The sequence below is a fragment of the Pseudomonas sp. CBS genome, from assembly GCF_024734645.1.
Classification (GTDB): domain Bacteria; phylum Pseudomonadota; class Gammaproteobacteria; order Pseudomonadales; family Pseudomonadaceae; genus Aquipseudomonas.
The window spans coordinates 541,807-555,015 of sequence record NZ_CP102929.1; the positions used below are offsets into that span (position 1 = coordinate 541,807).

A 13,209-nucleotide genomic window follows, 5' to 3' on the forward strand; every position below is an offset into this window, starting at 1 on the left:
TCATTTGCTATTGCTTTTGATAGAAGTCTAACGGAATCTATTATTAGTTGAGAGTGATGACGCCTCATCGGAAGAGCTGCGTCAATACTCCATACATCATTGCTCCAGTTAAGGTGGGAGCAGCGATACTGCCTTTGAATTTCATCCTGATAAGGATGATGAGGGCCATGGATATGAGCGCAGGGATTATTTGTCCTGGTTTGAAATCCGGGGCCGCCACATCCCACAGCGAAACCGTCAAAAGGCCTGCTATTGCCGCCGGGCCAACTCCCAATAGGAGTTTCCGGGTTCTTTCGCTATTTGAATTGGTGCAAGTTCGCGCTTTACTGGCCCACCAAAAAGGGAGCCATCTCAAAGCAAAAGTGACCACGCCACACAAAATAACGATCGTTTCGGTTTTCACAGAATGCTCCTGAGCGCGTGCGCGGCAGTGCCGACGAGGATGGCGAGCAATAAAGCGAAATGCCCCGGCAAAAAGAACAGTGCAGCTAATGCAGTTCCGATTGCGACGACAGTAGGAACCCTTGAGCCACGGACGCCGCTTTCAAGGAGTAGCGAAAAGAACAGTGCAGGCAAAACAAATGAAAGCGCCTCCCTGACTGCAACAGGCCAGTGGGCCAAGTTGGCGCCGAACGTGGTTCCCAACACGGTCCCTAGGATCCAGGCGGCATATGCGCCCAGTTGCAAACCTAAAAGCCAAACCGGTCGCACTTCATAGGCAACTTTCTCAAGTCCGTTCGCTGCAGTGGAAAACACCTCGTCCGTCAAACCAAAGGACACCAAAGGAGATGGCAGTAACCGGGAAAGCCGGGCTGCAATTGCAGGGCCATAGAACACATGTCTGCCATTCAATAGCAGCACACTAAGAACCGTTGTGATCACGCCAGCACCAGAGGTAAGCAAAGCAATCATAAGGAACTGGCTGGCCCCCGCGTAGACGACAACAGAAATAAGTAGCGTGACAAAGGGCGATAACCCCGCATCGGTCGCCGCAAGACCAAACGAGAATGCGATGGGAATATACCCCGCAACAATAGAGATGCTGGCAAGCAACCCTTTGTAAAAGGCTCCGATGCGGCTCGTCAGCATAGTGTGGGTTTCCGGAACAAAAAGACATGTGTGCCACCGGACCAGTCGTCTGCCCCGACGGTTGCAAATACACGTCGATGTTGAACCAGTTCCAGTCCCGCAGCGGAAGCAAGAGCTGCAAATCGTCGTGCGTGGGTTTTTCGCTCCACCTCGTAATCAAGACCAGCCACCATGGCTTGTAGCTCGAGCCAGAAAAAACGCGTAAATGCGCCGATTTCGTGTTTTGGCGATCTGTCAGGAGGCGAGCGCCTTAACGCCGTGAAGAGCGACCGACATCTTCTTACGGCCAAATCTGTCAAACGGTTCGTCGCATCGTTGACCGCCAACGCCAGTTCTTCCTTGAATTTAAGGAACAGTTGTCCGTCCGCGTCATCCGGCACCGCCGTAATGCAGGATTCAATCATTCCAATAGAGGAAAGGATATAAGCAGCATGGTGTCGGATTAACGCCAGTTGGCGCTGCTCGGTATTGTCGAACTCAGGAAGATATTCATCTGCGATGCTCAGAAGCCCCCCCGGACGAAGAATGCTCTTTGCTTTTTGCAGCATGAAGGCTGTGTTGAAATGATGCGAGGCGCCAACGGAGGTGATCAGATCGAGTGGTTGCTGAAACTTCTGTTCAAGGAAGTCTGCCTTGCATAACCGGATACCTTTATGTCCATGGGTGTTCTTCTGCAGACATGCGAAGGCGATATCATCAGGTTCAACTGCCAGGCTGCTCAAATGGGGCAGCATCTCATGCAGCATGAGAAGCGGGAGCCCCGGCCCTGTTCCGACATCAACGTTATGCACCGCCTGCATCTCATAGCCGAGACTGGCTATGTCCTGTGCCATGGCAACCACCTGTCGAGCATAGGCGGGGTGAAGCAGTTCAAACGCATCGTACTGGTCAACATCGATTCTGCTTGAAAAGGAACTGTCACCCGTCCCAGCGCGCGAAGTGATGCGTTGGTGTATGGTTAGTGCGCTCAACTGAGCAGGAAGTCGTAGTTCGCCGTGCTGGAGAGCAACTTCGCTCTTCAATGTTTCCAACACCCAGCTCTGTGATTTATGCGATACCGTCGAATTGGGAGCTGCAGCGAGAAAGTCCAATGAGTTTTCCGCCTGGCGCGCAAGGTGTACAGCTTCTTCCGCAACGGTTGACCCGAGTTTAAGGTCCGGCGCCTGGCGGGAAAACGCGTGTGTGAATCGTATCGGGAGTAAAGAAATAAAGGGGCCGCTATAGTCCGATCCCGTAAACGCATGAAGTGGCCAGTTAAAGCTGTCAGTCAAACCCAGACGCAGATTTTGATTCAAGAGAACCTTTGCCTGCGAGGGAGGTATTGTGCATCCGCGAAACCGAATAAGGGCAGAGTCGGTGCCGTTGCTGACTTCCGCACTCAGTCTTCCAATAACACTACCCACCCCGTCCCAATCAGGAGTCGAGGGCCAGTCCAGGACGGCTACGCCGTTAAGTGCATCGGAACGGTATTCCGGGTACTGGACAAAAACCATCGCTTCGGCAGCGTCTCCCGTCGAACCATACAAGTGCGGAACATCTGCCGCAAAGGCGTGTGCATCCCCCGCGCTAATGAGCTTTGGCTGTCCAGCATCCCCGACTAGCATGGTCCCCCGTGTCACAATAATCTTTTCCGTCACGCCCGGCGGATGAGGCGCGGAATGCTTCACGTGGCCGGCTTTTACCCTCATTGCGTAGATTTCAATGGTCGGAGCATGTTCTGAGCCGGTGCGTTCTATCAAACGGACTGCGGACTCTTCGTCTCCAACAGGAGCACCTACAGGACTGTCTGAAATCAGCTCACTGAATGGCGTGTTCAGTGCATTTGCTATAGCCCATAGCGTTTCAATGGTCGGGTTTCCCTCGCCCGCCTCCAACTGCGAAAGGGTTGATTTCGCGATACCACAGCGCTGCGATAACCCAGAGAGTGTTAAGCCGCTTACCTCTCGTAGGCGGCAGATGTTACGAGAAATCGATTTGATCAATCTTCACTTCCCCTAGGCGTCGTTCTGTATATAGAACAAAGCTAGTTAAATAATGCCGTGAATGCAAAGAAAATTTGGTGGTGTGTTCGATAAAAAGGAATGTGCCTCTGTAGGGGCCTTGCCTTAACCTGTCCTAAGGCGCTGAGCGGACTAGAATTTCGTGCCGCTTCGCATGCTTAGCAACGCATGCTTTCCACAACAGGAATTCGAATAACTGATATGCCTACCGCGACCGTGCCAACGACGCCCGCTCGTTGGGAGATGTTGTAAAGGGTCATTGAACGGGGCTATCGACCAACGTGGTCTATCATCAAAAAAATTTAGTGAAATAATTTTTTATGCGTGCATAATCGGCTTAAGAAATTTTTATTCAGGAGAAAATACTGAGCTTGTTGGAGGGTAGACTGAGGGCCTGACAGGCGTGATATTGATGACGGAGCGAGAGTGCAGCTTGTGACAGATATGCGCGGGGAGTTGGGGTCATAACGCTCGCAAGCTGCGTAAAGCTCGCGATAAACCGTTGGCAGAGACTGCGCTGCAAACAGATTGATCGCTTAGATTTGTCAGCCAGCTGGCTCTAGGAAATGCATCGATTTCGATTGCAGATATCAACAAGATGGCGTCGATGGCGGAGGTAACCTAGGACTGGTTGGATACCTCGGACAATAAGCGAATAGCGGAGACGGATCATATTGTCCGATCCCACAGTTGTCGGTGCACTGGTTTCTTAGATGGTATTGCAGATGAGCTGTTTTCACCAGGCATGGGGTGCTTGTGAGAAATGTTTCTTTGCTCCTTCGCGATAGCTGCAACGCGCGCCCCGGCAGCGCCGAGTATCACAGAAGAGGAATTCTATATTGCCAGTGGACTATTCCATGTTTGGCTAGGTGAGCTTACGTACACTCTGAAGGCGGACGACAGTTTTCGGATGGTTCGTGAGTCGTATCGTTGAGGCAATACATGTGATCTGTAAATCAATGCCATGTGGGTAATTGCTTTACGGATCTACTGATCATATGTAGTGGCAAAGAGTCGCAGAGCTGATAAGTACCGACATAAAAAACTCCCTGGGATTGGCGTTGTGGTTCCGTACATCCATAGTTTGTCAAAAGTGGTCTGAGCTTCAAATAAAACCAAGAAGTCGCTGACGTTCTTGACGTGAAATAAAGCGCTTTTATGAGTGTGAAAAATAGCACTCTGTACGAAGTCGGTATCCCTAAGATCGCTTGCTTGAGTCGACAGCTCGATTGTACGGGTGTCCAAACGACAGTTTCTTATTTCAGGAGATACACAAGTTGGCCTTTTCATCTGATAAACGCATCGAAGTGACACCGCCGCAGGTTGAACCGACCGATTCAGGTTGGTATCTGGCCAGTGGGGTGGAGTTGCCGCTTAATCCTCTCACCACCGATGTGACATGTGAATGCCTGGTGATCGGTGCTGGCTGGATGGGGCTGCATGCTGCGCGGCGTTACGCCGAACTCAATCCCAATGCCCAAGTGGTGTTGGTGGACGCCGGCCGAATTGGCAACAACGCATCCGGTCGGTGCATGGGGTTTGCCATTGATCTGGCGCACAACCCCCGCAAGCGTGACTTTGTCGAGGACCTGAAGGGCAATCACGAAGAACTTCATGTCAACCGAGAAGGCACCTCATACATGAGAAGTGCGGTTGAATCCGGTGTTGAGTGCGACTGGGATCCCCAAGGGAAATATCACAGCGCTGCCACGGTGCAAGGCGTGGAAGATCTCAAGCACTTCTCCAAAGCGCTTGACGCCATGGGACAACAATATAGCTGGATGGATGCTGAGGCGATGCGCGAACTCACGGGCAGCAAGCATTACATCAAAGGTATTCATCACCCCGGCACCGTACTTCTTCAGCCTGCTAAGTACATGATGAATGCGGCGCGCGCACTTCCAAAAAATGTCAGGATTCACGAAAACACGATTATCACCTCTGCCAAGTTTGGTAAACCGCATCATGTGTTTGAAACGCCTCAAGCCGTGATCAAAGCGAATAAAGTGATCATTTGCGCATCGGGCTACCTGACAAACTTCGGCTTTTACAAGAACTCAGCTATCCCGGTCTACACGTTCGCCAGTATGACGCGAGCGTTGACGGAGAAGGAGCTTGCGGGCTGCGGGTCGGGTGCATTCGGGCTTATTCCGGCAAACAGTTTTGGTACGACGGTACGTCGAACTAACGACAATCGGCTGATCTTTCGTAACGTGTATTCGTACGCCAAGAAATTCAAAACCACGACCGAAGATGTGCATGAAGCAAGCCTGCAACAGCAGTTATCGTTCGACAGGCGCTACCCAGAACTCGCCTCCATGGGGTTTGAGTCCAGCTGGGGCGGGCTACTGACCCTGTCCCAGAATGGCGGAATGATCTGGGGCAAACTCGCCGAAAATGTTTACGGTACTGGTATCTGCAACGGTACCGGTGTGTCCCGCGGTACGGCATTCGGAAAAGCACTGGCCGAACTGGCTTCAGGTATGAGCTCTACCACTATTGAAATCCTCAAGCGGCGTAAAGCTCCGTCCCGCGCTTATCCGGAAATCATCACGTCATTGGGTGTGAAATTCGTCACCGGACGTCGTTTCAAAGAAGCTGGACAAGAAGTTTAATATTTAATAATAGGAGAATTTGCAATGGCAAATCTGGCCGGCATCAACCTTGCAATGCAAACCACTTTCGACGAGCGTGGCGAGATCGATTATGTCGCCTTCGAGACACTCATCGACCAGTACATTGAGGCGGGCGTGCATGGGTTGGTACTCGGTGCAGGTACGGGCCAACACCCCTATTTAACAGAAGCCGAATGTAACAAGCTGTATGAAGTTGGCATCCAGCGAATTAACGGTCGTGTCAACGTCATCTGCCAAACGTCGGCTTTGAATATTGATGAAGTGGTGCGTCGCTCCAAACATGCCGAGCGTATAGGCGCGGACGCACTCATGGTTTTGCCACCATACCTGGAAGGCCCGAGTGATGACGACAGCCTCTTTGAGTTTTACCGCGAGATCGACGAAGCGGTGAATATCGACATCATTGGCTACAACATCCCATACGCTACTCAGATCTCAATTTCTCCGCAATTGCTGGACCGTCTGCAGCAGTTGAAAAACTTCAATTACATCAAAGATAGCAGCGGCGATTTCACCGTTCAGCAGCAGTACCTTCAAAGTGGGGGCGGGGTGTTGAACGGCGGCGACACCCTCACATTGTATGCCTTCTTGGCGGGTACAAAAGGCGCTATCTGGGGGGCTGCCAACTACATGCCACGCGAGTCGGTTGATCTTTACAACCTCGTTCAGGAAAAGCGCTACGACGAGGCCTTTGCTCTGTGGGGCCGCATGCTCCCTTCTTTGCTGCTGGTGCAGACCACCAACTATATTCCAAGTGTGCTTTACGCCGCTCATCTGCGTGGCTTCGGTCCGGGCAATTTGCGCAAGCCGCAACGGCGCATCAGTGAGCAGGAAGCGACGGTGCTCAAAGCCTCTCTTGAGCCGCTTCTCCGCGGCTGACCTGAAAGGCTGTAAAGCCGCAACTGGGCTCCTTGCCGCGATTTTAGCCGCAGGGAGAAAGCGGTGATTTTAGTCGGCGCATTGGTCGGGGATTACATCCCAAGCCCTCTCATTGTCGATAAACGTACGGGCGTTTTGAAACCTGGTGGAAGGATAAACGGGGAGTTCGCCGGAAAGTGGGTGCAGATGTCTGGTAATGGACGATGCCCGGTCGACGCAATTGAAGGCGCTTGACCGAAAAAAATAATCAGCTTCCGGATAGGCCTATGAATATGATTACTCAACCTACTGAAACCGTCGCGGCGCCAATTGTGGAATGTCGCGGCGTTTGGAAAATATTCGGCAATCAGAACCCTGTGGCGATAGATGCCGCAAAGCGTTTTACCGAAGGCAAGGATGCGTTACTCAAGCAACATGGCTCAGTCGTCGCCGTTGCGGATGCGACCTTTGCCGTGCAGCAGGGAGAGACGTTTTGCATTATCGGCTTGTCCGGTAGTGGAAAATCGACATTGATTCGGCATTTCAACCGACTGATAGCCCCGACCTGTGGTGAGGTTCTCATCCACGGCCAGGACATCTGCAAAATGGCATCTGGCGAATTGCGAGACCTGCGCTCCCGCAAAATGGGCATGGTATTCCAGAACGTTGCTCTGTTGCCGTATCGCACGGTGCTGGAGAACGTGATGCTTCCACTTGAAGTGCAGGGCATCAACAAGTCCGATAGCGTGCGAAAGAGTCAGGAGGCTCTGGACAAAGTTGGCCTGGGTAATTGGGCCAATCGCTACCCTCAGGAGCTTTCCGGGGGCATGCAACAACGCGTCGGCATCGCGCGAGCATTGGTCGCCGACCCGGATGTGTTGCTGATGGACGAGCCGTTCAGCGCGCTCGATCCGTTAATCCGCAAGCAACTGCAGATTGAATTCAAAAAGCTCTCCAGCGAACTGCGCAAGACCACCATTTTTATTACCCATGATATCGACGAAGCCATCCGCATCGGTGATCGCATCGCAATTATGAAAGAGGGCCGAATGATCCAGATCGGTACCCCGGAAGAAGTGGTGCTCAACCCGGCTGATGAATACGTTGCCAGTTTCATGGAAGGCATTTCTCGATTGAAGTTGCTTAAGGCGCGCTCGATGCTCAAACGTATCGATAGTCGTGACCTCGCTCAGTTTGGCGGGCGTTCGCTGGACGCGCTGGCCAGTGTCGATATTGATGCAGATCTCGAGACGCTTATCGATGTAGCCGTGGGTAAGCGTGAAGACGTGGTTGCCATCAAGCAGGATGGCCAGATCGTCGGTACCGTTTGCCGTGAAACCTTGCTCAGGGCCGTACGCGGTCTCGACCTGGCTTGAGTCTTGAAGCCACCGGGTTATGGGAGAAGAGTATGAATTCAATCATCGAGGGATTCGACGCTGTGATCGATACGTCTTTGGCGTGGTTGATCGACGAAGCGTCCGGGTTCTTTGCGGCGATTAGCACAGGCATGGAAGCGGCCTATGGAGCGTTTAATTTTCTGTTGATGATCGCACCTTGGTGGGGCGTCGTCCTGATCGTAGCTCTGGTTGGCTGGAGACTCAATGGTGTGTTTTTCGCGGTGATCGCCGCTGCTGGACTCTGGTTGTGCCAGGCCATGGGTCTGTGGACCGAAACCATTGCTACGCTCACGCTGGTGTTCAGCTCAACCTTGCTGGCGCTTCTGATTGCTATCCCGCTGGGAGTGCTGGTGGGGCTGTCGGCAAAATGGAAATACAGTGCCGAACTGGTGCTGGATTTCATCCAAACCATGCCCCCGTACATCTTCTTGCTACCAGGTATCGCCTTGCTAGGGTACGGGCCCGCGACGGCCATCTGGGCTACTTGCCTCGTTGCGATTCCGCCTGCCTTGCGGCTTACCGCACACGGCATCTTCATGACGCCAACGCAGTATTGTGAGTTGGGCTCGGCGGTGGGCATGAAGCCTGTGTCGCAGGTTTTGAAAATTCGACTGCCATTCGCCATCCCTTCGATCCTGGCGGGCATTAACCAGAGTCTGATGTTGAGCTTTGGCATGGTCGTCATTGCTGGCATCGCCGGATCTGGCGGGTTGGGGCAGACCATTTATGAAGCTGTGCGAACCCTCAAGATCGATTTGGCCGTCAATGCCGGAATCGCCATCGTGGTGCTGACGATCATTCTCGACCGTATCTCCCAGGCCGTGTGCACTACAGAAAAAGGAGCAGTGTGATGGAACTGAGCATCTCCCCTGGTTCCGTAGTCGCGCCATTTCTAAGTTATCTAAATAGCAATTTCCATGACGTGTTCGTAAATATTGCGCTTTTTTTTGATGTGCTGATCGGCGGTATTGTCACACTGCTTTCCTTGGGATCGCCGCAGATAATGATCGGCTGCCTTTCCGTCATCTGCGCACTTATCGCGGGTTGGCGAGTCGGCCTAATGACCCTCATTGGCCTTGGCTGCTGCCTTGCACTGGGGATGTGGGCTCCGGCGGTACATACGATTGCGCTGATCATTATCGCCGTAGCCTTTTCACTGTCGATTGGCATTATTTTGGGGGTACTGGTGTCACGTAGCGAGCGGCTGAAGGTGTTCTCGCGTCCAGTGCTGGATGTCATGCAGACCATGCCGCCATGGGTCTACTTAGTCCCTGCGGTGGTGTTGTTCGGACTGGGCGCGGTTCCCGCTTTGCTGGCCACCATTATCTTCGGTATCCCGCCAATGATTCGTCTGACCATTTTAGCGATGAGTCAGATCCCGTTGAATCGACTTGAACTTGGCGCCGCGATCGGTGCAAAACCACGGGAAATCTTGTGGAAAATTGAGCTGCCTTCTGCATTGCCGACGTTGCTCGTCGGCGTCAACCAATGCGTCCTTTTGTCCTTGGGAATGGTCGTGCTGGCGGGGCTGGTCGGCGCCGGCGGGCTCGGTTCCGAGGTGACGCGCGGATTGAGCCGCATGGAGTTTGGCTTAGGCGTTCGCGCGAGCCTCGCCATTGTGATCCTGGCGTTGATCATCGACCGGGTTTGCCGCGGAACGGTGCCTGCACGGTTTCTCAAACATTGATCATTACCGGCTCGAAATTGTAGCGGTTGTTCATACACAAAAAGTCTTGGAGAGAGCATGCGTACTCAATTGTTCATTGACGGTCGATGGACCGACCCGGTCAACAAAGGTCAGCTGGACGTCATCAACCCAGCCACAGAGCAAGTCATTCATGTCATCCCTAAAGGCACTGCTGAAGACATTGAGCTGGCCGTCAGCGCCGCACGTCGCGCCTTTGATAAGGACGGTTGGCCAAACACCACAGGTGCCCAGCGTGGCGCCTATTTGCGACGCATCGCTGAACTGATTCGTGAGCGCTCGGAAATGTTGGCGCGTCTTGAAGTACTGGACAATGGCAAGCCGCTGCCCGAGGCGCGCTGGGACATTGGTGACGCTGCGGGTTGTTTTGAGTATTACGCTGGGCTTGCCGAGCAGCTCGACGACACCAGTGTTGTCGACATTGCGATTTCCGATGACCGATTTCGCACGCGAGTACGCCGGGAGGCTGTCGGCGTAGTCGGTGGGATCATTCCGTGGAACTACCCTTTGTTGATGGCGTCCTGGAAGGTCGCTCCAGCATTGGCAGCAGGTTGCACCATTGTGCTCAAACCTGCTGAAAATACCTCACTGACCGCATTGGAACTGGGCGCAATTGTCCAAGAAGCAGAACTGCCGGCAGGCGTATTAAACATTGTGACGGGACTTGGCGCAGAAGCCGGCCAAGCGTTGGTGAGCCATCCACAGGTGGATAAGTTGGCGTTTACGGGATCTGGCCGTATTGGTTCGCAGATCATGGCCGAGGCCGCCAAGGACATCAAACGCATAAGCCTTGAGCTGGGTGGCAAGTCGCCGCTGATTGTATTTGACGATGCTGATATTGAAGGCGCCGTTGAATGGATCATGTTCGGAATTTTCTGGAATCAGGGTCAGGTCTGCTCAGCTACGTCGAGAGTTTTGGTTCAGGACGGCGTCTACGACAAGCTGCTGACTCGCCTTATCGAGGAGGCCAAAAAGATTACCTTGGGGGATGGTCTCAAGGAGGGTGTCCTGCTGGGCCCATTAGTGTCAAAACAGCAACTTGACCAGGTCATCGCTGCGGTGGCACGTGCTCAGGAGGATGGAGCGCAATTGGTCGCTGGCGGTCACAGGCCTGGGGAGTTTAGCCAGGGGTATTTCTTCCAACCAACGATTCTCACCGAGGTGCCGCTGGACAGTCATGCCTGGAAAGAGGAAATCTTCGGTCCGGTAGTTTGCGTTCGCCGCTTCACCACCGAAAGCGAAGCGTTGACCCTGGCCAATGACAGCCGATTCGGTCTGGCTGCGGCGGTAATGACACAAGACAACGTGCGCGCTGATCGGGTTTCCGCGGCTTTGCGTGCTGGCATCGTCTGGATCAACTGTTCTCAGCCAACCTTCACCGAGGCGCCTTGGGGAGGTTACAAACAATCCGGGATCGGCCGTGAGCTTGGCAAGTGGGGGTTGGAGAATTATCTGGAAACCAAGCAGGTCACCACTTACATAAGTCGGGACCCTTGGGGTTGGTATATCAAGTAAAGCTACCATGCGCGAGGGGGGCTGCTCACCCATCGCCATCATCAGGTTGAACAGCCCGGCGAATGCTGGGCCCGCAGGAGGTAGGTTTTGGCGAACACATTGGTAGTCGTGGCCCATCCGGACTTGTCCAACTCACGTATCAATGCCGCATGGCGCAACGCAATCGAAAGTCTGCCGGGTGTTACAGTGATCGATCTGTATGGGCGGTACCCAGATGGCAAGATCGACGTCGCTGCAGAGCAGAGATTGATTGAGGCGAATGATCGAATCGTTTTGCAATTTCCGATGCAGTGGTACAACTGCACGCCGTTGCTCAAACAGTGGATAGACGATGTCTTTGCCCCGGGCTGGGCATATGGTGGCGGCAGGGCTGTTGCAGGTAAGACGCTGTGTATTGCCGTCTCGACTTACTCCAAAGCTTCTGATTATGAAAAAGGAGGCCGTTACGGTCGCACGCTTGAAGAGTTGACCAGTCCGTTTGAAGTGTTGGCGTTTCGCGTGGAGATGCTCTATCAGCCTGGATTCTTTTTGAGTGGACTGGAAAGTCTGAGCGATGAGGAGCTAGCGATCAGTACTGAGCAATATCGTGAGTTTGTAGCGTCCTGCGGCTGTGGATAGCGTATGGAAAAGGTTTAGTGCCCGATGTGCAAATGATGCAGTCGGTGTATAGGCGTTTGACGCTTTTTACGCTCGAATAATAAATGTTTGTGCACGGGTTAATCTAATAACAAAAAGAGAGTCCCCAGTGATGATAAAAATTTTTACTCCTGCCTTCACGTGTTTAGTGTGCAAGTGTGCACTAAACATTTATCAAATACCCGATTCTCGAGCTTGGTCAAACCTGATTTGAAATAAGTCGCGCAGAGAGCGAGGTCTATGGTCTTTCGCATCCTGCGCCGCTGACAGCGTATGCGTATCTCGCCATGGGCGAGGTGAATACTCCGGCCATAAATGTGCCTGGATGTGCGCAAACCGCGATTCTGGTGAAGTCCATTCGACTCGTCAGGGTGATCCTGGGTAGGGGGTAACCACACAGGGACGTGGCCCAACCTAGAGCAGGTAGGGACAGCAACGTTGTACGAAACCAATAGCTGCAGAACATTCTGCGTTTATATTTCATGCACAAAAGAAGGGTCAAACTATGCACAAGCTGTTGAAGGTCCTGGCCGTTTCATTGATGTGTCTCTTTGCTGCCTTTAGCCAGGCAGCAGAAAAAACAACGATCAAAATCGGTACGCTGTCCTGGGAAGACGTCATGCCCTTGTCTCAGATTACACAAAAATTCCTGGAGAAACAGGGTTATAAAGTTGAGTTGGTAACTTTCCCTGATTGGGGCATTGGCTTCGCCGCTCTCGCCAGGGGGGATGTCGACTTGATGGTGTCCCACATCAACAACATTACCGCTGATTATTGGAAGAAAAACTACAAACGTCTTGAAAAGGTTTCAGCTGTTTCCCATGGTTTGCACCAGGGCATCGTGGTACCCGACTATATGCCGATCAAGACCATTGATGAGTTGAACTCAATCAAAGACCAGGTCGGGGCGAAGATCATTGGTATCGAGTCGGGTGCTGGCATCATGCAACAAACCGCTGATGCTATTAAACAGTACGACTTACAATACACGTTAGTGGACGGAAGCACTGCAGCCATGGTTGCTCAATTACAATCAGCCATCGAGCGAAAGGCTCCGATTGTTACAATGCTGTGGCAGCCCTCTTGGATGGACATGAGATTCAAAGTCCGTTACCTGGAAGACCCTAAAGGCGTATTCCCTGCGCCGCAAAGCTACTACTGGATTGCCAAGAAGGGCTTTTCCACCGAGAATCCTCGTGCCCGGGAGGCTGTCGCAAGTGTCTTCGTTCCGATTGACGACGTAACGGCCATCAACGTGTCTATTAATGATGGTATGAACGTTGATCAGGCAGTCCAAAAATGGTGGGACGCCAACACCAAGTTGATCAACCAATGGTCTGTGATGTCCGAGAAATAACAGGGCCCAGACCGTA

The 13,209-nt window shown here is 52.8% G+C and carries 11 protein-coding genes; 8 read left to right on the forward strand and 3 right to left on the reverse strand.

The window, feature by feature from the left end; translation table 11 throughout:
- Nucleotides 1–64: 64 nt before the first annotated feature.
- From NVB75_RS02430 to NVB75_RS02440, 3 genes are read right to left on the reverse strand one after another with little or no spacing between them, the layout of a single operon-like run.
- Nucleotides 65–403 carry an AzlD domain-containing protein gene (locus tag NVB75_RS02430; RefSeq protein ID WP_258345785.1) on the reverse strand — a complete coding sequence of 113 codons (339 nt, stop codon included), beginning with the start codon at nucleotides 401–403 and terminating at the stop codon, nucleotides 65–67.
- Nucleotides 400–1,089, reverse strand: a complete 690-nt coding sequence (locus NVB75_RS02435; protein ID WP_258345788.1) for an AzlC family ABC transporter permease — start codon at nucleotides 1,087–1,089, stop codon at nucleotides 400–402. Before NVB75_RS02435 ends, NVB75_RS02430 begins: the two co-directional genes overlap by 4 nt.
- Nucleotides 1,083–3,071 (reverse strand): helix-turn-helix domain-containing protein, encoded by a 1,989-nt coding sequence (locus NVB75_RS02440; protein ID WP_258345790.1) that lies wholly within the window; start codon nucleotides 3,069–3,071, stop codon nucleotides 1,083–1,085. The genes NVB75_RS02435 and NVB75_RS02440 overlap by 7 nt, the downstream gene beginning before the upstream one ends.
- 1,295 nt (nucleotides 3,072–4,366) lie before the next feature.
- Here NVB75_RS02440 and NVB75_RS02445 point away from each other — a divergent pair.
- The 8 genes from NVB75_RS02445 to NVB75_RS02480 all read left to right on the forward strand — a co-directional run bounded on the left by NVB75_RS02445 (nucleotide 4,367) and on the right by NVB75_RS02480 (nucleotide 13,193).
- Nucleotides 4,367–5,704 (forward strand): FAD-binding oxidoreductase, encoded by a 1,338-nt coding sequence (locus NVB75_RS02445; protein WP_258345795.1) that lies wholly within the window; start codon nucleotides 4,367–4,369, stop codon nucleotides 5,702–5,704.
- 24 nt (nucleotides 5,705–5,728) lie between these two features.
- Entirely contained in the window at nucleotides 5,729–6,604 is an 876-nt protein-coding gene (locus tag NVB75_RS02450) for a dihydrodipicolinate synthase family protein (protein ID WP_258345796.1), read from the forward strand.
- A 266-nt stretch (nucleotides 6,605–6,870) separates the two neighbouring features.
- The gene (locus tag NVB75_RS02455) at nucleotides 6,871–7,959 is read left to right on the forward strand and encodes a glycine betaine/L-proline ABC transporter ATP-binding protein (protein WP_258345798.1); all 1,089 of its coding nucleotides are present in this window, start codon (nucleotides 6,871–6,873) and stop codon (nucleotides 7,957–7,959) included.
- A gap of 32 nt (nucleotides 7,960–7,991) precedes the next feature.
- The gene (locus NVB75_RS02460; RefSeq protein WP_258345799.1) at nucleotides 7,992–8,831 is read left to right on the forward strand and encodes a proline/glycine betaine ABC transporter permease; all 840 of its coding nucleotides are present in this window, start codon (nucleotides 7,992–7,994) and stop codon (nucleotides 8,829–8,831) included.
- The gene (locus tag NVB75_RS02465; RefSeq protein WP_258345801.1) at nucleotides 8,831–9,667 is read left to right on the forward strand and encodes a proline/glycine betaine ABC transporter permease; all 837 of its coding nucleotides are present in this window, start codon (nucleotides 8,831–8,833) and stop codon (nucleotides 9,665–9,667) included. Before NVB75_RS02460 ends, NVB75_RS02465 begins: the two co-directional genes overlap by 1 nt.
- A 57-nt stretch (nucleotides 9,668–9,724) precedes the next feature.
- Nucleotides 9,725–11,200 (forward strand): aldehyde dehydrogenase family protein, encoded by a 1,476-nt coding sequence (locus NVB75_RS02470; RefSeq protein ID WP_258345802.1) that lies wholly within the window; start codon nucleotides 9,725–9,727, stop codon nucleotides 11,198–11,200.
- Nucleotides 11,201–11,287: 87 nt separating this feature from the next.
- Nucleotides 11,288–11,818 (forward strand): NAD(P)H-dependent oxidoreductase, encoded by a 531-nt coding sequence (locus NVB75_RS02475; protein WP_258345803.1) that lies wholly within the window; start codon nucleotides 11,288–11,290, stop codon nucleotides 11,816–11,818.
- A 523-nt stretch (nucleotides 11,819–12,341) separates the two neighbouring features.
- The gene (locus NVB75_RS02480) at nucleotides 12,342–13,193 is read left to right on the forward strand and encodes a glycine betaine ABC transporter substrate-binding protein (protein WP_258345804.1); all 852 of its coding nucleotides are present in this window, start codon (nucleotides 12,342–12,344) and stop codon (nucleotides 13,191–13,193) included.
- Nucleotides 13,194–13,209: the final 16 nt, after the last annotated feature.